General features: G+C 45.1%; 20 protein-coding genes, 1 pseudogene and 1 riboswitch. Of the genes and pseudogenes, 8 read left to right on the forward strand and 13 right to left on the reverse strand.

Going from position 1 to position 26,937, the window contains the following annotated elements; genetic code table 11:
* Positions 1-120 precede the first annotated feature (120 nt).
* The 6 genes from GFC28_RS10455 to GFC28_RS10480 all read right to left on the reverse strand — a co-directional run bounded on the left by GFC28_RS10455 (position 121) and on the right by GFC28_RS10480 (position 8,364).
* Positions 121-819 (reverse strand): TerC family protein, encoded by a 699-nt coding sequence (locus tag GFC28_RS10455; protein WP_044743879.1) that lies wholly within the window; start codon positions 817-819, stop codon positions 121-123.
* Positions 820-1,240: 421 nt separating this feature from the next.
* Positions 1,241-2,530 carry an imidazolonepropionase gene (hutI, locus tag GFC28_RS10460; RefSeq protein ID WP_044743880.1) on the reverse strand — a complete coding sequence of 430 codons (1,290 nt, stop codon included), beginning with the start codon at positions 2,528-2,530 and terminating at the stop codon, positions 1,241-1,243.
* The gene (gene hutU / locus GFC28_RS10465; RefSeq protein WP_172798688.1) at positions 2,527-4,191 is read right to left on the reverse strand and encodes a urocanate hydratase; all 1,665 of its coding nucleotides are present in this window, start codon (positions 4,189-4,191) and stop codon (positions 2,527-2,529) included. Before hutU ends, hutI begins: the two co-directional genes overlap by 4 nt.
* Before the next feature lie 24 nt (positions 4,192-4,215).
* Positions 4,216-5,742: a histidine ammonia-lyase gene (hutH, locus tag GFC28_RS10470; RefSeq protein WP_044743882.1), complete on the reverse strand. Its 1,527-nt coding sequence runs from the start codon at positions 5,740-5,742 to the stop codon at positions 4,216-4,218.
* Positions 5,743-6,000: 258 nt separating this feature from the next.
* Positions 6,001-6,450: a histidine utilization transcription antiterminator HutP gene (gene hutP / locus GFC28_RS10475; RefSeq protein WP_044743883.1), complete on the reverse strand. Its 450-nt coding sequence runs from the start codon at positions 6,448-6,450 to the stop codon at positions 6,001-6,003.
* A gap of 546 nt (positions 6,451-6,996) precedes the next feature.
* The gene (locus tag GFC28_RS10480; protein ID WP_044743884.1) at positions 6,997-8,364 is read right to left on the reverse strand and encodes a D-serine ammonia-lyase; all 1,368 of its coding nucleotides are present in this window, start codon (positions 8,362-8,364) and stop codon (positions 6,997-6,999) included.
* Between the two features lie 139 nt (positions 8,365-8,503).
* Here GFC28_RS10480 and GFC28_RS10485 point away from each other — a divergent pair, with 139 nt between their 5' ends.
* The 7 genes from GFC28_RS10485 to GFC28_RS10520 all read left to right on the forward strand — a co-directional run bounded on the left by GFC28_RS10485 (position 8,504) and on the right by GFC28_RS10520 (position 15,464).
* Positions 8,504-9,346: an SPFH domain-containing protein gene (locus GFC28_RS10485; protein ID WP_044743885.1), complete on the forward strand. Its 843-nt coding sequence runs from the start codon at positions 8,504-8,506 to the stop codon at positions 9,344-9,346.
* Positions 9,347-9,360: 14 nt separating this feature from the next.
* Entirely contained in the window at positions 9,361-9,534 is a 174-nt protein-coding gene (locus GFC28_RS10490) for a type II toxin-antitoxin system antitoxin (protein ID WP_044743904.1), read from the forward strand.
* A gap of 635 nt (positions 9,535-10,169) precedes the next feature.
* The gene (locus GFC28_RS10500) at positions 10,170-11,213 is read left to right on the forward strand and encodes an XdhC family protein (RefSeq protein ID WP_044743905.1); all 1,044 of its coding nucleotides are present in this window, start codon (positions 10,170-10,172) and stop codon (positions 11,211-11,213) included.
* Complete coding sequence (locus GFC28_RS10505) at positions 11,210-11,878, forward strand: NTP transferase domain-containing protein (protein ID WP_044743887.1); 669 nt, start codon at positions 11,210-11,212, stop codon at positions 11,876-11,878. Before GFC28_RS10500 ends, GFC28_RS10505 begins: the two co-directional genes overlap by 4 nt.
* Positions 11,835-14,147: a xanthine dehydrogenase family protein molybdopterin-binding subunit gene (locus GFC28_RS10510; RefSeq protein WP_044743906.1), complete on the forward strand. Its 2,313-nt coding sequence runs from the start codon at positions 11,835-11,837 to the stop codon at positions 14,145-14,147. The genes GFC28_RS10505 and GFC28_RS10510 overlap by 44 nt, the downstream gene beginning before the upstream one ends.
* A gap of 1 nt (position 14,148) precedes the next feature.
* Positions 14,149-14,988 (forward strand): FAD binding domain-containing protein, encoded by an 840-nt coding sequence (locus GFC28_RS10515; protein WP_044743888.1) that lies wholly within the window; start codon positions 14,149-14,151, stop codon positions 14,986-14,988.
* A complete protein-coding gene (locus GFC28_RS10520; RefSeq protein WP_044743889.1) occupies positions 14,985-15,464 on the forward strand; it encodes a (2Fe-2S)-binding protein in 480 nt (159 codons plus the stop codon). Before GFC28_RS10515 ends, GFC28_RS10520 begins: the two co-directional genes overlap by 4 nt.
* A gap of 133 nt (positions 15,465-15,597) precedes the next feature.
* Here the strand turns inward: GFC28_RS10520 and thiC are convergent, their stop codons facing one another.
* Positions 15,598-17,319, reverse strand: a complete 1,722-nt coding sequence (gene thiC / locus GFC28_RS10525; RefSeq protein WP_044743890.1) for a phosphomethylpyrimidine synthase ThiC — start codon at positions 17,317-17,319, stop codon at positions 15,598-15,600.
* A 149-nt stretch (positions 17,320-17,468) separates the two neighbouring features.
* Positions 17,469-17,583, reverse strand: a riboswitch (TPP riboswitch).
* A gap of 65 nt (positions 17,584-17,648) precedes the next feature.
* Entirely contained in the window at positions 17,649-18,902 is a 1,254-nt protein-coding gene (locus GFC28_RS10530) for a methyl-accepting chemotaxis protein (protein WP_044743892.1), read from the reverse strand.
* A gap of 634 nt (positions 18,903-19,536) precedes the next feature.
* Here GFC28_RS10530 and GFC28_RS10535 point away from each other — a divergent pair.
* Positions 19,537-20,418: an NAD(P)-dependent oxidoreductase gene (locus GFC28_RS10535; protein WP_044743893.1), complete on the forward strand. Its 882-nt coding sequence runs from the start codon at positions 19,537-19,539 to the stop codon at positions 20,416-20,418.
* Positions 20,419-20,459: 41 nt separating this feature from the next.
* Here the strand turns inward: GFC28_RS10535 and GFC28_RS10540 are convergent, their stop codons facing one another.
* The 5 genes and pseudogenes from GFC28_RS10540 to GFC28_RS19295 form a co-directional block, all read right to left on the reverse strand.
* Entirely contained in the window at positions 20,460-21,575 is a 1,116-nt protein-coding gene (locus tag GFC28_RS10540; RefSeq protein ID WP_269465541.1) for a nitric oxide synthase oxygenase, read from the reverse strand.
* 142 nt (positions 21,576-21,717) lie between these two features.
* Positions 21,718-23,050 (reverse strand): annotated as a pseudogene (locus GFC28_RS10545) (amino acid permease); the annotation flags it as partial.
* 651 nt (positions 23,051-23,701) lie between these two features.
* A complete protein-coding gene (locus tag GFC28_RS10550) occupies positions 23,702-24,907 on the reverse strand; it encodes a S1C family serine protease (protein WP_044743895.1) in 1,206 nt (401 codons plus the stop codon).
* Between the two features lie 491 nt (positions 24,908-25,398).
* Positions 25,399-26,094, reverse strand: coding sequence for a hypothetical protein (locus tag GFC28_RS10555; protein WP_052660977.1), 696 nt, complete (start codon positions 26,092-26,094; stop codon positions 25,399-25,401).
* 367 nt (positions 26,095-26,461) lie between these two features.
* Entirely contained in the window at positions 26,462-26,605 is a 144-nt protein-coding gene (locus GFC28_RS19295; RefSeq protein WP_156487527.1) for a hypothetical protein, read from the reverse strand.
* Between the last annotated feature and the right edge of the window lie 332 nt (positions 26,606-26,937).

The raw sequence follows: 26,937 nt of genomic DNA on the forward strand, positions 1-26,937 counted from the left end.
AAAGTACAAGCAGCGCCGCTTTCAGACCTATGAATCGATTGCTAAGAAGCCACATCATATAACTCCCCAATAGACTCCGTTGAGAGGTAGAAGACCCCGACGGATATGCTAACAATCCTTTTATATCATTCTGCCTTTTTCTCTTTGCGCTTCCGCCTTTTTATTTGTCAGATAAGCGAGGGCCAGTACAAAAATCGTCAAACCCGCAGCAATCGCATAAGAAAGCGGACCTTTTGGCAAATGGAGGAAACTTGTAAACCCCTCATCCTCCATCATCATTTTTCCTCCTGTCCAAGCTAAAATGCCGGACCCAATATACGTAATCCACACATGTTTTTCCATAATGGCCACGATCGCCTTCGAGCCAAAAATCATAATCGGAATGCTGATAGCTACGCCAAATGCAATCATACCAACGTGCCCTTCCGATGCCCCCGCCACAGCGACCACATTATCTAAGCTCATTACTGCATCTGCTACGATAATCGTCCAAATGGCTTTTAAAAGACGATCAGATGATTGAATATTCGCTGTCTCTTCATGCTCAACCAACACTTTATACGCAATCCAAAGCAATAAAAGTCCGCCAGCTAAATGTACGAATGGGATTTTCAGCAAAAAGACAATGATGGCGGCAAACAAGATCCGCAAAATAACCGCTCCGCCTGTTCCCCAAAAAATTGCCTTATTTTGCTGCTCTTTCGGAAGCTTCCTTGTCGCCATTGCGATCACAATCGCATTATCGCCAGACAAAATAATATCAATAGCAATAATTTTGATTAGTGCTATCCACGCATCATAAGACCATATGGCATCCATATAAAGTTCTCCTTTTAAAAAACTAATATACCTTCCCTCTCATCTTATACGAAACCATCTATCTGGGCAACCTTTCTGTACTATATCCTCCTTCTCTCTATTCCTAAGTTTATCATGCTTACTGTTTTTTCTGCATGTGTCTGTCATATGATGAAAACCGCACATTCATATTTTCATTTTCTCTCGATCAGCACCGGCAAGCCCAGAAGCCATTCAGCTGTTTTCAAGAGAAGGTTGGCACGATTTCTCCTCCAGAACATGCCCATTCCATAAACAAAGAAAAAATAAAACGACAAGCTTACTTACGAACGCTTGTCGTTTTTGGTTTCGATTTTTCCTCACTTATTTAAGAAAATTCAAACATAATCGTTTAGCCACCTTTTAACGGAATATAAGTAGGAGGAAGTTCATCCGTTTGTTATCAATCGGCGTAGGTTGTTGCTATCACATCACCCCTGCTTCTTTCTGCCACTACCCTTCCTGCTTTCAATACCATATGAACGTGATTGACTCCATAATGGTACGGCACATACGCGTAATTTGGCGCATCCCAAATAACCAGATCCGCTTTTCTTCCAATTGCAATCCTCCCTGCTTCTTCCCCGCGATGAATCGCATAAGCCGCGTTTACCGTTACTGCGTGCCAAATTTCCTCCGGCGTCATTTTCAGCTTCAATGCCGCAATCGACATAATGAGCTGCAAATTTTCTGTCGGCGAGCTTCCCGGATTAAAATCGGTTGAAAGAGCGACCGCCGCCCCTGCATCAATCATCGACCGCGCTTTCGCATAAGCTTCCTTTCCTAAATAAAAGGACGTCCCTGGCAGGAGGACAGCAATGGTGTTTGACTGAGCCAATTTCCGAATTCCAGCTTCTGATGCTCCCACTAAGTGGTCACCGCTTGCGGCTCCCAATTCAACTGCTAATTCCGTGCCGCCAAGGGGATCAATTTCATCCGCGTGAATTTTCACAGCAAATCCTTTTGCCTGGGCAGCCTGCAAAAAGGCGCGGGACTGCTCTACCGTAAAAACACCTGTTTCACAAAAAATATCGACAAACTCAGCAAGCTGTTCCGCTTTCACGACATCGAGCAATTCAAGCATCTCCGCCAAAAATTGTTCAGGGTCGTGCTGATATTCAGGAGGAATGGCATGAGCTCCAAGAAAGGTAGAGACCAGATCAATCGGATGCTCTTCCTTCAATCGCTTCACAACACGAAGCTGCTTAAGTTCTGTCTGCCGATCCAGCCCGTACCCGCTTTTCGCTTCAACTGTAGTCATACCATAGGAAAGCATTCGGTCAAGATGAAGCTTTGCTTTTTGAACAAGCTCTTCTTCGCTTGCGTTTCTTGTCGCCGCTACCGTCGATAAAATTCCCCCTCCTCTTTTCAAAATTTCTAAATAAGGGACACCTTGCTGCTTTAGGGTCATTTCCTGTTCGCGTGATCCGCCAAATACTAAATGAGTGTGCGGATCTACAAGCCCTGGAGTTACCAGTCTTCCATCTGCATCTATGACCCGCTCTGCTTGCAGCTGTTCCGCCTGTTTCGCACTGCCGACAAAGGCGATTTTTCCATCTTTAATGCCCACGGCTGCATGGTTTAAAACCGAGAGCTTTTTCATCTGTTCCCCCTTTGCTGGCCCCTTCCCTTCCATTGTTAACAGCTGTCCGATATTGGTAATCAGAGTATCCAATAGTTGTCTGGCTGTCATTCATTTTCCTCCTTAAGCATTGGGATTCGAATCTGCTGTTCCTTTGCCATTTCAATAGCTCGTTCGTACCCAGCATCGGCATGACGGATAATCCCCATCCCCGGATCAGTCGTCAAGACCCGTTCAAGACGTTCTTTAGCCAAATCAGTGCCATCTGCGACGACGACCATACCGGCATGGAGAGAATATCCCATCCCCACTCCACCCCCATGGTGGAAGGAAATCCATGAACCTCCCGCAGCCGTATTGATTAAAGCGTTAAGTACTGCCCAATCGCCTACGGCATCGCTTCCGTCCTTCATCGCCTCCGTTTCGCGGTTTGGCGAGGCGACAGACCCGCAGTCTAAATGATCGCGACCAATGACAATCGGAGCTTTCAGCTCCCCTTTGCGCACAAGCTCATTTATCGCAAGCCCCATCTTGACACGCTCTCCGTATCCTAACCAGCAAATGCGCGCTGGAAGCCCTTGAAACGCCACTCTCTTTTGCGCCATGTCAATCCAGCGGATAAGCGACTCATTTTCCGGGAACAGCTCTTTAATGAGTTCATCTGTACGATAAATATCGGCCGGATCACCAGATAACGCTGCCCAACGGAACGGGCCTTTTCCTTCGCAAAACAGCGGACGAATATAAGCTGGAACAAAGCCCGGAAACGCAAAAGCCTTTTCGACTCCCTCGTCTTTGGCCACTTGGCGGATATTATTTCCATAATCAAACACAATGGCACCGCGTGCTTGAAACTCAAGCATCGCTTCAACATGTTTCGCCATGCTTTGTTTCGAACGGTGGACATATTCTTCTGGATCATTTTTTCGCAACTCGCGCGCTTCGTCTAATGACAGGCCAGTCGGAACATAGCCATTCAACGGATCATGTGCCGAAGTTTGATCTGTCACAATATCCACCTTCACTCCACGCTTTAACAGCTCATGATGCACTTCCGCCGCATTGCCGATTAATCCAATGGAAAGTGGTTCTCCTTTTTCCTTTGCTTCATACGCCCAAAGCAGCGCCTCATCAAGCGAGGCCGTCATTCGATCACAATATTTAGTATCCAATCGTTTTTGAATGCGTTGAGGATCCACCTCCACTGCAATCACGACACCGCCATTCATCGTCACAGCCAAAGGCTGAGCCCCGCCCATGCCGCCAAGTCCGGCTGTCAGCGTCAACGTTCCTTTTAATGTGCCGCCGAAATGCTTTTTCGCCACTGCGGCAAATGTTTCGTACGTGCCTTGTAAAATTCCTTGCGTGCCGATGTAAATCCAGCTTCCCGCGGTCATTTGTCCATACATGATGAGTCCTTTTTTATCTAACTCATTAAAATGTTCCCAATTCGCCCATTTTGGCACAAGCACGGAATTCGACAGCAGTACTCGCGGGGCACGCTCATGCGTTTTAAAAACACCAACAGGCTTTCCTGATTGAATTAAAAGCGTTTCATCCTTTTCTAGCTCTCTTAACGCTTTCACAATCGCGTCAAACGCCTCCCAATTTCGCGCTGCTTTCCCAATTCCTCCGTATACAATGAGATCTTCCGGCTTCTCTGCCACCTCCGGATCCAAATTATTATACAGCATGCGAAGCACTGCTTCTTGCTCCCATCCCTTGCATTCCAGCTGCAAACCTTTTTTCGCTCGAATATTGCGCGAGATCATTTGACTCATCGTTTTCCTTCCTCCTCATGAATATTGATTAACAGGTGCGGGGTGAACGAGAAAAAAAGACGGATCCACTTCCTTCAGCCACTTTGCGGCCGCTTCTATATCTTTAGAAAACACGCGGTCTTTTGTAATCGATGGTACAATTTGACGCGTCGCATCATAAAACGCTCTTGTCTTCGCAGCCATTTTGTCTACTCCGCGATGTTCAACCGCCTGCATCGCACAAATCAACTCAATCGCGAGTACCCTGCGCACATTTTGCAAAATGGCATAAGCGTGCCGGGAAGCAATGGTTCCCATGCTGACATGGTCCTCTTGATTAGCTGATGATGGAATAGAGTCCACGCTGGCTGGATGAGCGAGCGTTTTATTTTCTGAGACAAGCGCCGCCGCCGCATATTGCATAATCATGGCACCTGATTGCAAGCCAGGAGCTGGGCTCAAAAACGGCGGCAGATCACTCAGTTGCGGGTTGACGAGCCGTTCGATCCTCCGCTCGGAAATATTGGCCAGCTCGGCGAGCGCAATTTTCATAAAATCCAGCGCTAACGCAATCGGTTGACCATGGAAATTGCCACCAGAGATCACAGACGCTCCATCATCAAAAATTAATGGGTTGTCAGTGGCGGCGTTCATTTCAATTTCCAATTTTTCTTTTACATAATCAAGCGCCTGCCATGAAGCGCCATGTACTTGCGGAATACAACGAAGCGAATAAGCATCTTGTACGCGCAGTTGCCCTTGTTTAGTCACGAGACGGCTGTCAGCTAAATAGGTGCGAATCCTTGCGGCTACTTGCGTCTGTTGATGATAACCGCGAGCAAGATGGACTCGTTCATCAAATGCATCCATAATTCCCTGTAGCCCTTCCAGAGTCATGGCTGCAATGAGCTCGCTTTCATATGCCAGTTGTTCAGCTTCTAAATACCCGACAACGCCCATCGCTGTCATCGCCTGCGTGCCATTGATCAGCGCTAATCCTTCTTTCGCCTTTAAGGTAATGGGAGTGAGGCCTTCTTCTGCAAGAGCTTCCATAGCAGGCACTTGCTGTCCGCGATAAAATACTTCTCCTTCACCAAGCAGCGCCAATACTAAGTGAGACAGCGGCGCCAAATCTCCGCTCGCGCCTAACGAACCTTGCTGCGGAATGACGGGATGAATTTTGGCATTTAACAAATCCAACAGCCGTTCAATGACAACCGGGCGAACACCTGAATATCCTTTCAAGAGAGCGTTAGCCCGCAATAGCAGCATAGCGCGCGAAACAGACTCTGGAAATGGTTCACCCACTCCGCATGCATGAGAATGGATTAAATTCCACTGCAGCTCCTCCACATCGTTTGCTTCAATTAATACGTCGCTGAACTTCCCAAATCCTGTATTGATTCCATATACCACCTTTTTCTTGCTAACAATCTCCTCAACTGCTTTCCGGCTCCGTTCGACCGACTCCATACTATCTGTGGAGGCGATGACCACTTCCCCGTCGTATAGCACGCGCTTCACTTCGTTTAATGTCAACGTATGGCCGGTTAAAATCACCATTCGCTCCATCCCCCTTTGCTTTAGCAAAATAAAGGAGGAGGCCCTACCCACATCATTTATCGTTGTGGTACAGCCTCCTCCTGAACTTATCACTTTAGGCTATCTTATATATGACATGCTCCCACCACCTACGCTGACGTTAAGAGATGGGAACTTCTCGGGCATTCCCTTCCTTAATGAAGAGAAGTGAACCGAGCCATTTCCATATGTCCTACGGTTCTGTGCTGCTTTAGCACTTCCTAACCATTGATAAAATGGCTAAATATGGTTTACTCCAAGACCAATCGTTTCATGCTCAAGCCCGCGAATGGGCGCTCCGATCGTTCCGTATAAAGCCACAGCGATCCATTCTCCTTCTGCCTCATTTTCATAAGGAGTCCCTCGCATCACGGCAAAACGAAGGCCGACCGTTCTCATGAGCCCACCTAATTCCACTTGGCCCCTTGTTACTCCTTGCATCGCTTCTAGCACAGCATGATACAGCGCATGCATTTCCCGATACAAGTCTCCATTTACAATGCCGTTTCGCTTCGCTGCCGTTTCAACGGCTGAAACAATTTTTTGCAGGTCCATAGAGCCGACTTTCCCTTTGCAATAACGCCAATTAAGCGCATTCAAATGGGCAATGAGCCCATGTTCTTCCTCATCCTCCAGCATGGCCAGCAAAATAGCATTGCGGCCTACTCGATTTTTGGCTTGCTTAAGCACGAAAATCAACACCTATTGCTTAAATTTTCTAAATAAACTAATAGCTTATTGATATTGTAACGGCTTTGCTTGTAAATTGTCAATGAAAAAATACCATATTTTAACAAATTAACAAACTACCATATTACTTGGCTAAAGTCAATATTCGCTGTGCTTTAAGAAATGGTCTTCTACCAAACCTTGGTATCCGATCTAGAATCATGAGGCGTTTGCTAATCCAGCATAATGATCCTAGAGTGAATTTTCTAGAATTGGACAACAGTTCCCCCTATATTATGGGAAAACCTCAGCTCCAACAATATAGGGATTGCGTTTCCTGAAGATGGATTCATCCTTCTTTTCATTTTATGAAGGTCAATCCCACATGTTTGCATAACAAAACGAGCCAAAGGATGTCCTTCGGTTTCCTTCTCCTTTCTAAATTAGATGCTGCAGTCGTATTTACAGAATAAAAATGCCCATTCCTTTCTGCATATGCAACTAAAAAATCAGTAGCTCTGTTCATTCGCAAAACATGCTAATACGGTAAGCACCTTTACTCTTGTTTTATTGCTTCGCGATTTCTTTATACAAGGTCCTTCCTTTTTCAACATATTGTTTCATCTCGGGTTCCGGTACAAGGTTTCCTCCAGTAGCCCAGCATAAATGGGTCGCCTGTTTTATTTTTTTGGACAATTGACGCTGTTCTATATACGATGTTCCTTTCATAACCAAAGAAACAGGGCCATACACTCCCGCCAGTGCAGACGGCTCCAGTGCAATGTCTTCTTGATCTTTCATAAGTGCTAGGAGCATCAATAAATGCCGATCGGCTACCGTATAAATGCCACTGATCAGCTTTTCTACCGCTTTGCCGACAAATCGAGATGGGCGGCCAACCGCAAGTCCATCCGCTTCTGTTCGGCCGTCAATCCCAAAATCTTGAACACATACTTGATCATGCATCCCTGTCATCATTCCTAATAACATGCATGGCGAATGCGTCGGCTCAGCAAAAAAACAATGAACCGCATCGCCAAACATGAGTTTCAATCCAAATGCAATACCGCCCGGCGCCCCTCCGACCCCACATGGGAGATAAACAAACAGAGGATGTTCGTGATCCACGACAATCCCTTTTTCCGCGAATTGCTGTTTAAGGCGCAAAGCCGCAACTGCATAGCCAAGAAATAAATCGGCTGAATTTTCATCATCAATAAAATAGTTATTCGGATCGCTTTCTGCCTCTCTTCTTCCTTGTTCCACTGCCGTGCTGTAATCAGCTGAATGCTCAATCACGTGCGCTCCATTTTTTCGTAGCAAATCTTTTTTCCATTGTTTTGCTTCCGCCGACATGTGCACATTGACGCGAAAACCGAGCTTGGTTCCCATGATGCCGATGCTCAAACCAAGGTTTCCTGTCGATCCAACCGTAATCGTGTATTGCGAAAAGAACGATCGGAACGCATCGCCAGCTAACACCGAATAGTCCTCTTCGCGCGACAAAAGCCCATGTTGTAATGCAAGCGCTTCGGCATGCTTCAATACTTCGTAAATTCCTCCTCTTGCTTTAATCGATCCAGCAATCGGCAAATGGCTGTCGCATTTTAGCAGCATTTTGCCCGGTACATGCTGGCCAAATACCTCACCTAATAGCTGCTGCATCCCGCTTATTTCCAACAGCGATGATTCGATGATTCCGTTTGCCTGCCTGGTTTCGGGAAAAACAGTGGCAATGAATGGAGCAAAACGCTTCAGTCTCTCTTCAGCTTCCTGTACGTCATACAAATGAAAAGATCGTTCGCTTATTGCCGCATGAAACGGCTGATAGGCTGGATTGAACCAGAACGCTTCCTCCAATGATATTAGTTGCTCCAGCAATGGATAATCCTTCAACCAATCCTTAAGCTCTTTTCCATGAATCATCTGTGTCATCCTATCCACCTTCCCTTCTATATATCACTATACCGGATTACCATTCATTTTTCTGTAATGTAAAAAACAATCTTTTGTTTACATATTTTTCAAATCATGATATCATAATGATATAATCCATAATAAGGAGATGATTTTTATGAGAGAAAGCAAGGCTTGGTACGTAAACGGATTTTTAGGCATTTTGTTTATTCTCCTTTTCCTCATTGTCGCCGCTATCTCACTTTTACAGCAAATGCTAATGCCTGCCATTGTACTTGCTGTATTGGCTGTTTTATTAGCAACAGGGATCACGATTGTTGAACCGAATCAAGCAAAAGTCGTCACTTTTTTTGGTCGCTACTTGGGAAGTATTCGCGATAGCGGCTTGTTTCTCACCATTCCGTTGACACGTCGCCAAACCGTGTCTCTCCGCGTCCGCAACTTTAACAGCAGTACATTGAAAGTTAACGATATTGAAGGGAATCCAATTGAAATTGCTGCCGTCATCGTCTTTAAAGTGATTGATTCTGCTAAAGCTGTTTTCGATGTCGACAATTATGAAAAGTTCGTTGCTGTGCAAAGCGAAACAGCGATCCGCCATGTAGCGACGAAATACCCATACGACACTTTTGAGCATGAAGAGATTACGTTAAGAGGAAATGCCGATATCATCTCTGATGTTCTCGCTACCGAATTGCAAGAACGTCTCAAAGTCGCTGGCGTTCAAGTAGTGGAAGCTCGCCTCAGCCATCTCGCCTACTCTCCAGAGATTGCTAGTGCGATGCTGCAACGGCAACAAGCAGCCGCTATTTTAGCCGCGCGCAAGAAGATTGTTGAAGGGGCTGTATCTATGGCGCAAATGGCGATTGAACAGCTTGAGAAAGAGGGAGTTTTAGAATTAGACGATGAAAGAAAAGCAAACATGGTTAATAATCTAATGGTGGCGATCGTCTCTGAGCGAGCTGCACAGCCGGTTATTAATACTGGTAGTTTATATTGATGGTTGTGAGTCTTATGGCCAAAAAGAAAAATTTTCCATTAAGAATCGATCCGCACTTATACGAGGTGCTTGAACGTTGGGCACAAGACGAATTCCGCAGCGTCAACGCTCACATCGAGTTTTTATTGCGAGAAGCGGCCCGTAAAGAAGGCCGTTTAAAAAAAGAGGGAAAAAAAGAACAGGAATAAACCGTCATTTCTCTCTTTTTATTAAAACTTCAAGCTGCAAAGTGAACAGGTCATCTCCCGACGGTCAGTCACGCTTTGGCGTGATCAAAACTCTTCCGATCCTTGATTTTTGCAGATATCGTCCGTTCCATCTGTATGTAAACGCCTGAACAGCGAACCGCTTCCTCGATCAAAGAATAGCCCTCGAAGCGATGCTGTTCAGGTTTTTTCTTGTATTTGAATGACAGCAGCAAACCACAGCCCTCTCCAGTCATCGACATCGCCAGGTCATTCAAAAATTCCCTAACATATAGGCCCCAATAGAAAACTCGATCTTCATCAGACATTTCAAGGCTAGATGATTTTTTCAGTCATGACGAATTTCCAAAAGAATACAATAGTAATAGCAGTGGATGATAAGCCCAAGATGCGAGTCACTATTCTATCCTTTATCATCCTTCTCCGCAACCAGCGGAATCGATGCAGCCACTTCATCAGGTTCCTCACCGATTATGCGACTCTCCTCCTTCTCCCTGTCATTTCATCTCAAACATCTCTCCTTCATTCGATTACAGAAACAGCAGCTGATGAGGTGGTTGATCATCATCAAACACCGATACTTGGCAAAATTTTTTTGCGGTGGTGAGAAACGAAAAATGGAAAACTACCATACTGTCCTAGAGGCTATCACTTCCTCACAAAAACAAGGAATACTGGCGATCATTGTCCATGTCGAGGGGTCGGCATACCAAAAGGAAGGAGCGTGCATGTGGATAGATGAAGAAGGTTACATAACAGGACTCATTAGCGGCGGATGTCTCGAAGAAACCCTTTCCATCCAAGCACAAGAAATATGGCAAAGCCAACGGCCGACCATTGTTACGTTTGATCTTAAACAGGAAGATGATTTGTCATGGGGGCAAGGTGTCGGATGCAACGGAACGATTCATCTTTTATTGCTGCCTATCACGGAACAGCTGAGAGCCGATTTGTTAACAGTCAAAAGACATTTAGAACAAAACCAACACGTTTTAATGGTAAAAAAATGGGGAGAAGCGGCAACTGACGAGAATAGCTGGCTATTTTTAGCTGAAAATGGACAGCGATGGGGAAATGTTGAATATGAAATTCCTGCCGACCTATTAAACCAACGGCATGCTGTCGGCACGTTTCAAACAAAGAATGGGATTTTCACTATTTCTGGGGCTTCTTTTTATTTGCAGCACTTTTGGCCCAAACCGCGCCTTATTATTTTTGGAGCGAACCATGATGTCAAACCGCTCGTGTCATTTGCCAAGCAGACGGGATTTTCTGTCACTGTCGTCGATTGGCGGCCTGCTCTTTGCTGCCCCGAGCAGATCCCAGATGCCGATCAGTGGATGGTTGGCTTTCCGAAAGAAGCAATCCCTCAGCTTCGTTTATGCGAACGAGATTTTGTCGTGATTATGACCCATCAGTTTCAGCGTGACCAAGAGCTTGTGTCTCTTCTTAGCCAACAGCCACTATTCTATTGTGGCATTTTAGGACCGAAAAGGCGCACCGCACGCCTCTTTCCCGATTTCTCCATTCCCGATGGTATCCATTCGCCAATTGGACTTTCCATCGGTGCGCGCGGCCCTGAAGAAATTGCGATCAGCATTTTAGCAGAAATGATTCATGTGCTGCGAAAACAACCATCTCCAGAAGGGGGAATAAGATGAAAGCTCCTCGAACCGTCGGGATTTACTTAGCCGCTGGAAAAAGTGCAAGAATGGGAACGGATAAACGATTGCTTCCATTTGCTGACTATTCTCTCGGATCCACTGCCTTACAAGCAGCCGTATTGTCTTCCCTTTCTCACATTCTTGTGATTGTGCCTATGGAGGATTCACTTGACTGGATGCTATATGAATTACGTCATCATGAAAAATGCATCATCATTCGTTGCGCTTCTGATTGGGGATTCGCCCATTCATTGCGATGCGGACTCCATCTTGCTATCAAGCTTCATGCTGAAGCAGCCGTGGTACTGCTGGCCGATCAACCATTTATTACAGCTGCTATGATTAATGATCTTATCAACGCTTATTGCCAACATCGCACCGATTATGTCGCTTTTTCATCCAAATCGAGGCCTTCTCCGCCCATTCTCTTTAGCGCTGCTTTATTCTCTGAACTGCTCGACATTTATGGTGACGAGGGAGCACGCCAGCTGTTTCGCAAGAATAGCCACTGGAATGGAAGGTTACTAACAGCCAATGACATGGACTTGTTTTTCGATATTGATACATTCGTAGACTATGAAACAGCGATTAGGCGCTGGAATCAAAAAAGGAGGGTTTATCATGATTGGAAAGAGCGTCATTCGCAAAGAGGCTTGGGATAAAGTAACTGGGCGGGCCAAATATACTCATGATAAGCTGCAGCAAGGCATGCTGCACGCCCATCTTGTTACAAGCCCTTATGCTCACGCTCTTATTCACGAAATTCACTTCGAAAAAGCGCTCTCCGTTCCAGGAGTGCGCGCTGTCGTGACAGGAAAAGGACTTCCTCTGACAGGAGAGGATTTACGAGACCGACCGCCAATCGCTTTTGATAAAGTGCGTTATCATGGTGAAGTAGTGGCGATCGTAGTCGCCGATACCCCTATACAAGCAGAGAAGGGAGCCAATCTGGTTCAAATCGTATACGAGCCGCTCCCAACGGTCGGTTCGCCACGTGCCGCATTACAAGCTGGCGCCCCTTTGATTCATGAAAATCTAGGAAGCTACGAAAAAAATGATCACACTTATCCTGAACCGAATACGAATATCGCCCACCGCACCAAAATTCGCAAAGGCAATATGGAAAAGGGCTGGAGTGAAAGCGAGGTCGTGATTGAGACCAGCGTCGCATTTTCTCCCTCAGATCATTTAGCGATGGAAACAAGATGTGCAACAGCCGAAATTTTTCCGGACGGAAGGATTGAGATCACCGCCTCTACCCAGTCGCCATTTATGATCAAAAAACTAATCAGTACTTATTTTGGCGAAGATGTCGGAAAAGTGGTTGTGCATACGCCTTTGGTCGGCGGGGGTTACGGAGGAAAGGCACCCGTTCAATTAGAACTGCTCGCTTATTTAGCCTCTAAAGCAGTGAGAGGCCGTAAAGTCAGCGTTTGGAATACAAGGGAACAGGACATGATTACATCGCCCGTGCACATCGGAATGGAGGCGACTGTCAAGCTCGGTTGTACAAAGGATGGAATGATAAAGGCGGCTGAAATATTGTTTTTATTTGACGGAGGAGCCTACTCTGATAAAGCGATTGATGTCACTCGTGCTGCCGCAGTAGATTGCACAGGGCCCTATCGCATTGAAAATGTATGGTGCGATTCGCTCTGTATCTATACGAACCATCCATACGCCTCGCCTTTTCGTAGCTTTGGCCATTGTGAACAAGCCTTTGCCATTGAACGGGCCATGGATATATTAGCTGAAAAGCTGGGCATGGATAAGCTCGAGCTGCGGCTGAAAAATGCGATTTTGCCCGGCCATACGACTCCGACCCGCGTCCTTCTTAATCGAAGCAATGTCGGCAATTTGCCCGCTTGCATCAAACGGCTGCGCGAGCTCATTCAGTGGGATCAATGGCAGCGAATCGAACTAAATGCCCGCACTGTTCGCGCCAAGGGTGTGAGCTGTTCTTGGAAAACATCCACGATTGACACAGATGCCAGCTCCGGTGCGATTGTAACTTTCAACCCTGATGGAAGCGTTAATCTCATGTCCGGCGTTGTCGAAATCGGCACAGGCTCTAAAACGGTTCTTGCCCAAATTCTTGCTGAAAAGCTAAAAATGGACATTGATGATATTCACGTAAAAATGGATATCGACACGCAAAGCACACCAGAGCATTGGAAAACGGTCGCCAGTCGCGGCACATTTATGGGGGGGCGAGCTGTGTTAAATGCAGCCGAAGATGCCATTCGGCAGTTAAAAGCGATCGCTGCTTGTGTGCTCCGCTCCCCCATCGAAGATTTAGAAGTCGGCTACGGCAAAGTATTTGTACGCGATGATCCTGCTATTTTTATTCCGATCAAAGATATTGCTTATGGCTATAAATATCCGAACGGAAACGCGATTGGCGGACAAATTATTGGGCGCGGCAACTACACGTTGCGTCATTTAACTCCTCTTGATAAGGAAACAGGAGCAGGGAAGCCCGGCCCAGAGTGGACGGTATGTGCCCATGCAGTAGAAATTGAATTCGATAAACGCGATTGCACCTATCAAATTCTTAAAGCCGTATCGGTCGTTGATATCGGGGAAGTGCTCAATTGGAAAGCAGCGATCGGACAGATCATCGGGGCAATGAGCATGGGGCTGAGCTTTGCCAGCCGCGAAACCTTTTTATTTGACCGATATGAGCGCGTATTAAATCCACAGATACGGACCTATCAGCCAATCCGCTTTGGCGAGCATCCAGAATATATAGCCGATTTTATCAAAACACCTCAAATAGATGCACCTTATGGAGCACGAGGCGCTGGAGAGCACGGTCTCATCGGCATTCCTGCAGCACTGGCCAATGCCTTATCAATCGCTGCTGGTGTTCCTCTTAACAAACTGCCGCTGTTCCCTGAACAAATTTGGCGAGCGCAAAAGGGGAAATAATATGGTTTCGTTTGATTTCACATACCATCGTCCATCATCAATCGAAGAGGCCGTTCAGTTATTTGCATCGCTTCAGCGTCAAGGAAAAACGCCCATCTATTATAGCGGAGGAACAGAAATCATTACCCTCTCGCGCCTAAATCTTGTATTTGCAGATGCCGTTATTGATATCAAGCACATTCCAGAATGCCAGTCATTTGACATTTCACAAAATCAATTAGTACTCGGCACCGCTCTTACTCTTACCGCTATTGAGGAAACAAACGCATTTCCGCTATTAGCCAAGGCGGCAAGTGAAATTGCAGATCGCACGGCGCGCAATCAGATTACGCTTGGAGGCAACATTTGCGGCCAAATTTTTTACCGTGAAACCGTACTGCCTCTTTTACTTGTAGACAGTGATATTGTGATTGCTGGAAAATCGGGGGTTCAGCAAAGACCGATTCATGAAGTCTTCCAGCAAAGCATCCAACTGCAGCCTGGGGAGTTTCTTGTGCAAGTCAAAATGAATGCGGCATATTTAACGATGCCCCATGTCCATATGAAACGCCGAAAACAGGGCAAGGTTGGCTACCCGCTCGTCACCGTTTCCGCTTTAAAAAAAGGAAATGAACTCCGCACTGCTTTTAGCGGCGTCTGTCCATTTCCATTTCGTTCGCCAAAAGTAGAAGAGATGTTAAATGCCCGCCATCTTCCGATCGACGCACGAATCGACTATGCGTTACAGCAATTGCCCGAACCGATTTTGGATGATATCGAAGGTTCAGCGGAATATCGTTTATTTGTGTTAAAAAATACGCTTTGGGACATTCTTACTGAACTGGAGGAGGCCGAAAGATGAGTTCATCATCCAAATGTGAAATACCGCTTACTGTCAATGGAGAGAAATACTCCGTGATAGCCAGACAAGCGGATACACTTCTTTTTGTTCTTCGCAATCACCTTGGTTTGACAGGCGCCAAGCCGGGTTGTTTAAACGGCGATTGCGGTGCATGCACCGTATTGATGGATAAAACGCCGATTAAATCGTGTATGATACTAGCCATTGAAGCCATTGGAAAATCCGTTACAACCATTGAGGGATTGCGCGATGCCCCCATCCAACGAGCATTTGTCGAGCATTTCGCCTTTCAATGCGGATATTGCACGCCCGGGTTTATTATGAACGCCCATGCTCTTGTGGAAAGCACGCCGAACGCCTCGGAACCAATCATTGAAAAGTGGCTTGAATCCAATGTTTGTCGTTGCACCAGCTACTTTGAAATTGAGCAGGCGGTCAAATCTGTGCTTGCAGAAAAGCAAGCAAGCAAAGACTGATTACTTTTTAGCCTTTCCCGCCATACTGGCCGGGGAAGGCTTTTCTGTGAATGAACCAGATGCTCTTTCTTATTTGTTTCATACGCACCGCGTGATCCGTCAGCAAGACAAATCCATGTTCCTATTGAGTTTATCATTGATAAAGTCTCGAACCGGTTTCAACAAACTCCTTCGCTTTTTGCTTCATCCCGTCCTCTTTTATGCTTTTTTGTAAATCATGGGAAATTTTCATCGAACAAAATTTGGGGCCGCACATGGAACAAAAATGAGCCACCTTCGCCCCTTCCGCCGGGAGTGTCTCATCGTGATATTCCCTAGCCCGTTCCGGGTCCAGCGAGAGATGGAATTGGTCGTTCCAACGAAACTCAAAGCGCGCTTTCGACAGCGCATCATCCCGCATTTGCGCCCCTGGATGCCCTTTCGCTAAGTCAGCAGCATGCGCGGCAATTTTATAAGCAATCACTCCCTGGCGCACATCCTCCTTATTCGGCAATCCTAAATGCTCTTTCGGCGTCACATAACAAAGCATCGCGGTTCCATACCAGCCGATCATTGCCGCACCGATCGCTGATGTAATATGGTCATATCCCGGGGCGATATCCGTCGTCAGCGGACCAAGCGTATAAAATGGCGCACCATGGCAAATCTCCATCTGCCTGTCGACATTTTCTTTGATTTTATCCATCGGCACATGCCCAGGACCTTCAATCATCACTTGGACATCATGCTTCCATGCTATTTGAGTGAGCTCGCCAAGCGTCTCTAATTCTGCAAATTGCGCTTCATCATTGGCATCGGCAATCGATCCAGGCCGCAAACCGTCTCCCAACGATATGGCGATATCATAGGACTTTAAAATTTCGCAAATTTCCTCAAAATGAGTGTATAAGAAATTTTCCTGATGATGGGCCAAACACCATTGCGCCATAATCGAGCCACCGCGCGACACAATTCCTGTTGTTCTTCCAATGGTCAACGGTATATAACGAAGCAATACCCCAGCGTGAATCGTAAAATAGTCAACGCCTTGTTCAGCCTGCTCAAGCAGTGTATCGCGATAAACTTCCCACGATAAATCTTCAACTATTCCATTCACCTTTTCCAACGCTTGATAGATCGGAACCGTCCCAACTGGAACAGGGGAATTACGAATAATAAACTCTCTCGTCGTATGAATCTGCTTTCCTGTTGATAAATCCATGATCGTATCTGCTCCCCAGCGGACAGCCCAGAGCATTTTCTCCACTTCCTCGTCAATCGATGAAGTGACGGCTGAATTGCCGATATTAGCGTTAATTTTGACATGAAAACGTCTTCCAATAATCATTGGTTCACTTTCCGGATGGTTGATATTGGCTGGGATAATCGCCCGCCCGGCCGCGATCTCTTGACGAACCAGCTCCGGATCCATCTGCTCTCGAATAGCGACAAATTCCATCTCCGGAGTAATGATCCCGCGTTTCGCATAATGCATTTGTGTGACTGCCTTGCCATTTTTGGCACGTAGCGGCGTCCGCTTAAAGGGAAGATAGACGTTCGATTCCTTTCCTTTTGAGAGACCGTTGTCCTCTGGACACACTGGCCGTCCTTCGTATTCCTCGACATCGTCTCTTTCTAAAATCCAACGCTTGCGCAGTTCAGGAAGCCCGCGGTAAATGTCCGCTTGAAATTCCGTGTCGGTATACGGTCCGCTCGTGTCATATACACAGATCGGATCGTTTTTAGACTCTCCGGCTTCCGTCTTGGTTGGGCTTAGCGTAATTTCACGCATAGGAACGCGAATATCAGGACGCGATCCTTCTACATACACTTTTTTACTCGCTGGAAACGGCATAGAAGATAAAACGTTTTGCATGCAACCCTTCCTCCTTTTTGTTTCATTCGATCTAAGGGCTACACCAAAACGTACGAAAAAAGACGGTGGGGAAAAAAGCAAAAATCGGGTTCTCCAAAAAGAGAACCCGATGGAATCAACAAATAGCGCAAAGTATATGCAACAATCCATACTCCCACTATCTACTTCCCTACGCTGGCATAACCCAGATCAGGTTCAAAGGGTCAAAGAACTTTCGCGCGTCCTTCTCTCAGTCCAAGCTATTGGACTCCCCTAGTAGATCCATTATTTACTTTCAGGGAAAGTTTAGCATATTTATTCATTTATGTAAACATTTTTCTTATGTTTTCCTATACCCGAAATTTCCCTAATAGATTCTGCATTTCTCCAGCCATTTCATTCAGCGCAGAAGCAGAAGAAGCGATTTCTTCCATAGAAGCCATTTGTTCTTGGGTTGCTGCTGAAATATGGCTAGAGCCCGCTGACGATTGTTCCACGATTTCTGCCATATGTTCAATGGCTGAAGCAACGCTCTGGGCGCTTTGCGTCATTTGGCGAATCACGACTGAAACTCCTTCAATTTGTTCATTGACCCCGTTAATAGATTGCCGGATTTGTTCAAAAGAAAGTCCGGCTGTTTGAACGACATGAAGCCCTTGAGAAACCTCATCGGCAACAACATCCATTGACCCAATGGCTTTATCGGTTTCTTGTTGAATGTCATCAATTAATTTTGTAATTTGCTGGGCGGATTGTGCCGATTGCTCTGCCAGCTTTCTCACTTCATCAGCGACAACGGCAAATCCCTTCCCTTGCTCTCCCGCCCGCGCTGCCTCGATTGCCGCATTTAATGCGAGCAAGTTGGTTTGTGAAGAAATCCCTGTGATGACTTGCGTGATTTGGCCGATTTCAGTAGAACGTTCTCCTAATCCTTTAATGATTTGACCGAGCAATTGGACATGCTCATGAATAAAACGCATTTGCTCTTCCATTTTTTCAATCGATTGTTTTCCTGCTGCCGCTTTCGTCAGCATTTCGCCTGCATTTGTGGTCACCTGTTCTGTATTCGCAGCGACTTGCAGTAAGGAACTGGAAATTTCATTCGTGGAATAAGACGTTTCTTTTGTCATCTTGGCTTGTTGGTCTGAGTGAGATACGATGTTTTCCATGGTTGTTGCAATTTGTTCCGTCGCTTTTGTTGTTTGCTCCGTATTATGGGAAAGTTGCTCGGCAAATAGCGTCATCTCATCTGAATGGCGCTTCATATGCGCCATGACCTCACCCCATGTTTTGGCCATTTCGTTCATGCAAAGAGCAATCGGCCTCAGTTCTTTGACACTCTCCACAGGAACTCGCACAGATAAATCGCCTTCCGTCATTTTTTCTAAATAGTCATTAATGATCGCAATCGGTGCAACAAAACGACGATAATTTAAAGTAGCTGACAAAATACCTAGAACAATGCCAAATAATGCCGTCCCTGCTATAGTCCATCCAAAAGCGGAACCACTGATCCCGTTTCCTAAGCATACCGCTAGAGCAATTAATACCACTCCAGGAATGACAACCATCAAAGTGCGAATAATATAGCTTGATAGTGACACCTTTGTTCCCTCCGAATTTTCAGTCAATTCATAAATATTATATCATTCTTTTTCTACAAAACGGAAGATAATTTTTATTATAGTATACTTTTAAAAACCGACATATTAAGACATATAAATTATATATTCGCTCTTATTATTTTATAAATATAACGAACAACGACTATTTGATTCTTCACCTATTCTATTTCGTCTCATGAAGCATTGGGCATTTCTCTAGGACTATCGCATGCTGAATATTTTCCTCGTAGCGGATCTGCTTGCTCCATGCGATGGAAATCGGCAAGAGCCTGCTTTTCAGTGCGCAAAAATGGAGGCAGCCCTCCCCTAGCTATCTATTTCTCCCTCTTGGCAAAATCCCAGCGATTGATTGCTTCTGTTATCAACTCTGATTTCGCATTCCACTTCAGCGCTGACGGCACAAGCGAGGGAGGAAGCGACGTTTTCCAGCGCTGTCATTTTCCTTGAATCACACGAAACAAAAGTGGTAAAATCACGAAAAAAAGGAGCCAATATTATCCCATGAAACAGGGGAAAACGCCCCCCCCTCCTTTTCCATGGGCGGGAATACCTACCCCCTCCTTCTCGGCAAAGTGTAGGTGGGAAGCGTTTAAAAAAGGAAAGGGGATTAACGATGATCGGATTCATTGGTCTAGGACTTATGGGAAGCCGTATGGCAAGAAATTTACTTGAAAGCGGGCATGAGCTTATCGTCCATAACCGCACAAAAGAAAAAGCCGCTCCGCTGTTAGAAGCAGGAGCAAAGTGGGCCAATTCGCCGAAAGAAGCCGCTGAACAAGCCGATGTACTCTTTACGATGCTTGCCCATCCAAAAGCGGTTGAAGCCGCTGCTTTTGGGGAAAACGGCTTTTTGCATCATTTATCGCCAGAAAAGCTGTGGGTGGACTGCAGCACGGTGGATCCGTCCTTTACGCGCCAAATGGCAGAAGAGGCCAGAAAGCAAGGCATTCGCTTTTTAGATGCTCCTGTCTCCGGCTCGGTGATTCCGGCCGAAAAAGGAGAGTTAGTCTTTTTTGTAGGCGGGGATCAGAAAGATCTTAAGAAAGTGGAATCGATGTTGAATGTCATGGGGAAAGCGATCCATTATCAAGGAGAAAATGGAAAAGGAACAGCCATGAAGCTTGTCGTGAATCTAATGCTCGCTCATTCAATGGCAGCTTTCGCGGAGGCGGTCACACTTGGCGAAGCGTTTGGATTAGAGACAGAAACGGTTGTCAACACGCTTCTGAACGGTCCGACCGCTGCCCCCTTTTTAAACGGGAAACGCGAAAAAATTCTTCAGCGCCAGTTCGCAACAGAATTCCCGCTTGCATATATGCAAAAGGATTTACAGCTGATCGCCCAAGCCGCTTATGAGCATCACATTTCTTTGCCGCTTACGAATGTCGCCAAAGAAATCTATGGCCTCGCCAGCCAGAATGGATGGGCTCAGGAAGATTTTTCGGCGATTTATTCGTTTTTATCAACCAAAAAAAATAACTGCCTGTCTCCATAAACAGCGCAGCGACAGGCAGCGGATATTCCTTTATTCATCGTTTATGATTCATACGGGCGGCTTTGATAAAAGAAATTCGGCACAACGACCGTATTGTCATAGTTTTTATGAAAAATGTGCGTTGTCGCTGGTGAAACAGGAGGAATCAGCCACGTCCAATCCCCTGTGACATGGCGGCACGCTTCCTGTTCTTTCTGCTCAAACAATTTAAATTGCTGGGCGGCTGTATGGTGGTCGACCATACTGACACCCGCTTTTTTATAAGAATAAAGCACAGCCATGTTTAATTCAATTAATGCTTTATCCTTCCAAAGTGTTGCATTTGTACTCATATCAAGCCCCATGCAAGAAGCGATCTTTGGAAGCATATTGTAACGGTAATCGTCAGCCAAATTGCGCGCCCCGATTTCCGTTTCCATATACCATCCGTTAAATGGCGCAGCCATGTAGCGAATGCCGCCAATTTCCAGACACATATCAGAAATAATTGGCACTGCATACCATTTTAACTGCAGATCCCGAAACCATGAAAAACTCGGATGTTCCAGCGGCACTTCTAACACAAGCTCTTTTGGAATTTCGAACCATTTCGGCTGTTTTCCTGAAACTTGAATAACAAGCGGCAATATATCAAAATGGGTGCGTTCCCCTTCCCAACCGAGCTGTTGGCACGCCTTTGTCAACGTAAGTGAGGCAGAATCGCCAATGATTCCGTCCTTTGTCTCATAGCCAGCATAACGGATTAATTGATGGTTCCAAATACGAACGGCCCCATCCGGTTTAAAGACGGTAATCGTCGGCCGGATCTTTCCATTGTTTGTCGCAAACTCAATATGCTGCAATAAATGGGCAGCCACATCCTCTTCTGTTTCGGCATGCCTAGCATCGATGACCTGCAGCGTCTGCCAAAACAAGCGACCGATGCAGCGATTGCTGTTGCGCCACGCCATTTTGGCTCCATGCTCCAGCTCTTCATACGTATGGCTATAAGTGCCCGTTTGCCCCATTTCATCGCGGATTTGCTGCAAACGCTGTCTGATTGTTTCTTCGCTTTTTCCCAATTCCTGATAGCACAACCGAATAAACTGCACTGCTTCATTCCATAACTGTTCTTGATTGCGCAACATACGTCCCTCAATTTCCTTGTGTTTTTTCATCTGTTCGTCCAAAGTCATTGTATCAAAAAATAGGGCCCATGTCCGGAGCCCTATTTCACTTTTCACATTTTCTCCATATTCACCTGAACCGATGATTGCAGCTTAGCTGTGCGGTGTTTAGCGACAAGATGATAGTAAATATAGCATGCCACCATAAATGGAATCCCGCAATAAAGCGCCAACCGCTGATCCGGAATAAAAGCAAGGCTAATAATCACGACTACATTTAACGAAAACGCCAAAAGAGGAACAATCGGATAAAGCGGTGTCCGATATTTTAAATCAGCCACATTGCCTCCCTGCTTTAAAAATGCTCTTCTTGCTAAATAGTTTGATAGAGCGATAGAGGCCCATACGGTAACAGCGCCAAATCCGGCAATTGAAAGCAACCATACATAAACGGTATCCTCAGCAAAAATACCGCATAGCAAAGATAGGCAACCAATTAACATACTTGCGATCAGCGCATTAATCGGGACGCCATTTTTGGAGAGCTTACTGAAAATCGGACTTACCATTCCTTGGCGAGACATGGACCAAAGCACACGCGAAGTAGCATAAAGGCCCGAGTTCGCTACAGATAAAACAGCCGTAATAATGACAAAATTGACAATATCCGCAGCATACGGGATTCCGATATTGTCAAATACAACCACAAACGGGCTCTCCACTAATCCTGCCTTTTCCCATGGGAACAACCCTGCTAAAACAAAAATGGCCAACACAAAGAAAAGCAAAATTCGCCAAACCGTGTTATTGATTGCCTTTGGCACGGTTTTTTCTGGGTTTTCGCTTTCCCCAGCCGCAACACCCACAAGCTCTGTTCCTTGGAAAGAGAAGTTAACACCAATCATCGTGACCAAAATCGCTGCAAGACCGTTTGGAAATAATCCGCCATGATCTGTGAAGTTGGAAAACAGCGGAGCCGCCTGACCGCCTTTCATTTCAAGCAGGCCGAACATAGCGGCTCCACCTAATAAAATGAAGGCAATAATGGTAAGGACTTTAATGCTGGAAAACCAAAATTCGACCTCGGCAAAGCTTCTTGATGATAACGCATTAATGGAAAATAAAACAACAGCAAAAATGACGCACCAAATCCAAGAAGGGACATCTGGAAACCATCGTTTCATTAAAATGCTGACGGTTAAAAGTTCTAAACCGACCGTTACCGACCAATTCAACCAAGAAAGCCAGCCGATCACATAACCGGCAGAAGGAGATATAAACTTTGTGGCGTAGGTTTGATATGAGCCCGCATCAGGCAAAGACACGGCCAATTCCCCAAGACAAAGCATCGTTAAATACATCACAAATCCACCAAATAAATAAGCCACAATGGCTCCGCCCGGACCTGCTTCATGAATCGTATATCCCGAACCTAAAAACAAGCCTGTTCCGATCACTCCACCGAGTGCGATCATGAACAAATGCCTGCTTTTCAGTTCGCGCTTCAAACCATGTGTTGTTTGCATTTATCCATTCCCCCTTTTGAAAACATGATCATGTAAGCGCTTTATATTTTCGTGACAATAAGTATTGTTCACTCCTTTCGACCATCTTAAGAATATTTTAGTTATTCTAATATTATCATTACTTAAAATGAAAACGCAAAATTTTTTTATTGGAATATTTATTTATAAAGTTATTTATTTATAAATCAATATTTTTAATATTTCGAAAAAATTTATTTAAGATTGAATATATTTTCTCTTTATCGCATTTTTATAATGTCCCTATAACTCCAAAAATAGCCTGAATCGCTCTTAAATCAAGAATAAAATGCTTTTTCAATATGGGGAGACATTCCTATGTATCTTCAATATCCTCCATCCTTCCATAGAGCTTGGATGAACAAAAATAAAAGAGGAGGTTTCATCCTTTTGTGGTGGAAAAATCGTGTCATCCATACAAGTTATACCGATGCATCCAGAAGAGGGAATGTATAGTCCATTCAAAGGCGTCATTCCATTTTTTTACGGTCGGAGGCAAGTCAAAGGATTGTTCAATTTTCAACTTAATGAAAAACCCCTCTCTGTTTTGAGAAACAGAAGAGGGGTTGGTTTTTTTATGTCCATTGCGAATATTACACTGTCGCAGTTGACCATTTTTTTGTTTCAACGCTCTTATTGCTGTTCTTGTCGCTCTTTTAGCTGAAGCAGAATCGTTTTGCTTTTTCCATCGCGTAAAATTTGCAATTGAATTTTTTCGCCAACTTTCGTTTTTGTATATAAATATTTTCTCAACTCACTTACATTATTGACTTTTGTTCCGTTAATTGCCACAATCACATCCTTCGCCTGAATTCCCGCTTCAGCGGCAGGAGAAGACGGCAACACCGCAGTAACCACCACTCCGTTTGTTTCATTTTCTGGAAGCCCTAACTGTTCAAAGCGAGTTTCTGCTGGTATCTCGCTCAAATCCCGCAAATTCACGCCCAGATACGGACGTTTCACTTTTCCGTACTCCATTAATTGTTCAATCACCGGTTGAACATATTGGCTTGGAAGCGCAAATCCAAGTCCTTCGATCCCTTCCTGGGCGATTTTTAAACTATTAATGCCTACTACCTGTCCCGCGCTGTTAATAAGCGCTCCTCCGCTATTTCCCGGATTGATCGCCGCATCCGTTTGAATAACATTCAGCTCCCATTCCCCTTCTGATGTTGAAACAGAAATGGTTCGTTTTCCGCTGACAATTCCTTCAGTGACCGTTCTTGATAAATCTAAGCCAAGCGGGTTCCCAATCGCCGCCACCTGCTCTCCGACACGAAGCGTCGAAGAATCACCGAAACTAGCGACCTTCTTAACGTTCTTTCCATTAATTTTTAATACCGCTAAATCGCTTAATGGGTCTGTCCCGACAATTGTCGCTTTCACCCTTTCTCCGCTTGGAAGCGATACTTCCACTTTGTTTGCTCCTTCAACCACATGATTATTGGTCACAATATAGGCGACATCTCCAGCTTTTTTAAAAATAACGCCAGAACCTGTTCCTGTATCTTGTTCTGCAGAAGCGCCCGAGAAAATATCCGCTTGCTGCTGAATGTTGATGACTCCGACAACCGCATCCGCTACATTTTCAATCGCCTGCACCATATTGCTATTCGACGTGCTTGCGGTTGGCTCCAGCGGCAAAGCGCTGGATTTTACCGCTTCTTGCTGCGACGTTGTTTCTTTCTTGTCTGCATGCTGCTGAATCCCGAGTGTCGGGGCCATATAGAGCGTCACGCCGCTTCCAATCACCGCTCCAATAATCGAAGCAGCCAGAAAAGGAACAAAGCTTCTTTTTTTCACCGGACGGTTCGTATATTCATATTCCGTCATATTCATGCTATCACTCCCCTTCTATACTGTTATTTCCCGTTTTCTGACTTTATAGTAAAAAAGAAAGGTGAAAATATGGTGAAAATATCAGGATTTTCACATCATTTTGAACAGTATGGGCCAAACAACTTAGCATACTGATTAGGGGATATAAAGGAAATATGATGGCCTCTGAATTCAATGATGATGAACTTGCGGATTCGAAAGTAAAAAGTAATCATTTACTATACACAGCAGGATCTTAATTTTATAAAAAATCATTGTTGGCGGCGCAGCAAAGGTTTGGGAAGCGCGATTCTTGACAAACCTTCTAGTCAAGCGTATCTTATCGTGACGCCACAACATATTCACCTACAAACAAAAATCCCGCTTTCCACAACACCCTAGTTGAAAGCGGGATTCGTTCCTTTTCAAGAGAACAGGCCTATAAAACGAAAAACAATGAACCTTACTCGCCCACACTCCGTTGAAAGACGAAAGATTTCTCGATGGTGAGGTTAAATGGTCCATTGGTCGTGCACGATTCCGACTAAACGCCACACTCCGCTTCGCTGTTCAAATACTAAGCGCAAGCTGCGCCAGTCCATTCCATCATATTGTTTATCAAATCCAGTAAAATGAAACTCGACAAAGGCGCTGTTCGGATATACCTCTTGAATATTTTGCAGCGTGTTTCCTTTACCGACGATCACATTGTTGCCAATCAGCTGTGGACTGGCAAAATCAACATCATATACAAAGCGGTCAAAATATTGGCCAAAGGTCATTTTAATCGGCTCTCCCGACCCATCAAACTCACCGAATTGGTACGTTTGGCGACTTTCCATTAAAGATGGCAGCTGTTTTTGCGTAAAAACTAAATCCGTCTTCACGTTCACATAGCCATACGGACTGAATCGGACTCCTTTTTCTGAATCCACATACAAAGATAGCTGCTCCATATTCTTTTCTTTTAACGCCTGAGCAACAGCCAACGCGGTCTGCAACAAATTTCCTTCCACTCGATCATCAGAAGCAGCCGCTTTTTTGGTTAATTCCTCATTTTGTTGCTTCAGATCATCGATTGTTTGCGTTTGTTTTTGAATTTGCTGCTTTAAATCGCGAATTTGCCCTTCATAGTCGGTATGGCTGCTTGTGCATCCAGAAAAGAGAAAAGCAAACGCGGCCGTTAAAAGCATGGTGATCCGCTTCATTTGGATCCCCCCTTTCATTGAATGTGCCAAACGAAACGGACGGCATAACACTTCGCCGACAATCAACAAGCAAGGAGATCGCGCCTAATATTCTTGATGATGCGCTAATGATATCCCCTTATGCTAAAGATACCAGTCAATCGCAAAAATAGCACTGTTTTTTTTACAATGATGTTGATAAAAAAATACCGCTTTCACTTTACGCAAAAGACGGTAAGCAGTCATGTTCTCCAAGCAAAGGTTGTCTCCCCAGATTCACTTTTTCATCCGTCCCATTCTTGTGACCAGCCATTTTGTACACCAAGCAGCAATCCCGCATGAAATGAGACTAACCGTCATCGAGAAAAGCGGATTGGGACCGACCAGTTCAACGTGAGACGGCAGTGTAGCGGCTTTCTCCCACGATAATTCTAGTAGGAGTATATAATAGCGTCAAAAAAAGTCCTGAAACCAGCTGCAGCATGGTAAATACAGCGATAAAGACAACGGAAAATATAAGGTATTTTTGCACATCCATCCCCCCTTCTACGCTAAATGCAACCCCCTCTGAAAACATTGATGGCTGGAGACAAGTTCGTGAGCGTGCCGCTGTTACATATTCGCGTGACAAAAGCGCGGACGGCGCCATTTTTATCTTCCTCTATAGATCTACAACCTATCCACGCAAATAGGCTGTGATCTCTATACAGGTTATTACTAAAAAAATAAAGGAAAAGTTTCCAAACAAATGAAATTTACTAGATGTTCTAATGTATATGTGCCAATCAGCGATGAAGGATTCAGTCAAGTATATTTGGATGAAAATGTTTTTTTGAATATTCATATTTTATTAATTATAATAAG

Origin of the sequence: Anoxybacillus sp. B2M1 (assembly GCF_001634265.1) — a bacterium.
Classification (GTDB): Bacteria; Bacillota; Bacilli; order Bacillales; family Anoxybacillaceae; genus Anoxybacteroides; species Anoxybacteroides rupiense.

Bases quoted from the DNA above. Each gene is read 5' to 3' on its own strand.
- GFC28_RS10455 (WP_044743879.1), bottom strand. From the start codon at position 819: ATGGATGCCATATGGTCTTATGATGCGTGGATAGCACTAATCAAAATT.
- hutI (WP_044743880.1), bottom strand. From the start codon at position 2,530: ATGACAGCCAGACAACTATTGGATACTCTGATTACCAATATCGGACAG.
- hutU (WP_172798688.1), bottom strand. From the start codon at position 4,191: ATGATCTCGCGCAATATTCGAGCGAAAAAAGGTTTGCAGCTGGAATGC.
- hutH (WP_044743882.1), bottom strand. From the start codon at position 5,742: ATGGTGATTTTAACCGGCCATACGTTGACATTAAACGAAGTGAAGCGC.
- GFC28_RS10480 (WP_044743884.1), bottom strand. From the start codon at position 8,364: ATGACACAGATGATTCATGGAAAAGAGCTTAAGGATTGGTTGAAGGAT.
- GFC28_RS10485 (WP_044743885.1), top strand. From the start codon at position 8,504: ATGAGAGAAAGCAAGGCTTGGTACGTAAACGGATTTTTAGGCATTTTG.
- GFC28_RS10490 (WP_044743904.1), top strand. From the start codon at position 9,361: ATGGCCAAAAAGAAAAATTTTCCATTAAGAATCGATCCGCACTTATAC.
- GFC28_RS10500 (WP_044743905.1), top strand. From the start codon at position 10,170: ATGGAAAACTACCATACTGTCCTAGAGGCTATCACTTCCTCACAAAAA.
- GFC28_RS10505 (WP_044743887.1), top strand. From the start codon at position 11,210: ATGAAAGCTCCTCGAACCGTCGGGATTTACTTAGCCGCTGGAAAAAGT.
- GFC28_RS10515 (WP_044743888.1), top strand. From the start codon at position 14,149: ATGGTTTCGTTTGATTTCACATACCATCGTCCATCATCAATCGAAGAG.
- GFC28_RS10520 (WP_044743889.1), top strand. From the start codon at position 14,985: ATGAGTTCATCATCCAAATGTGAAATACCGCTTACTGTCAATGGAGAG.
- thiC (WP_044743890.1), bottom strand. From the start codon at position 17,319: ATGCAAAACGTTTTATCTTCTATGCCGTTTCCAGCGAGTAAAAAAGTG.
- GFC28_RS10535 (WP_044743893.1), top strand. From the start codon at position 19,537: ATGATCGGATTCATTGGTCTAGGACTTATGGGAAGCCGTATGGCAAGA.
- GFC28_RS10540 (WP_269465541.1), bottom strand. From the start codon at position 21,575: ATGAAAAAACACAAGGAAATTGAGGGACGTATGTTGCGCAATCAAGAA.
- GFC28_RS10550 (WP_044743895.1), bottom strand. From the start codon at position 24,907: ATGAATATGACGGAATATGAATATACGAACCGTCCGGTGAAAAAAAGA.
- GFC28_RS10555 (WP_052660977.1), bottom strand. From the start codon at position 26,094: ATGAAGCGGATCACCATGCTTTTAACGGCCGCGTTTGCTTTTCTCTTT.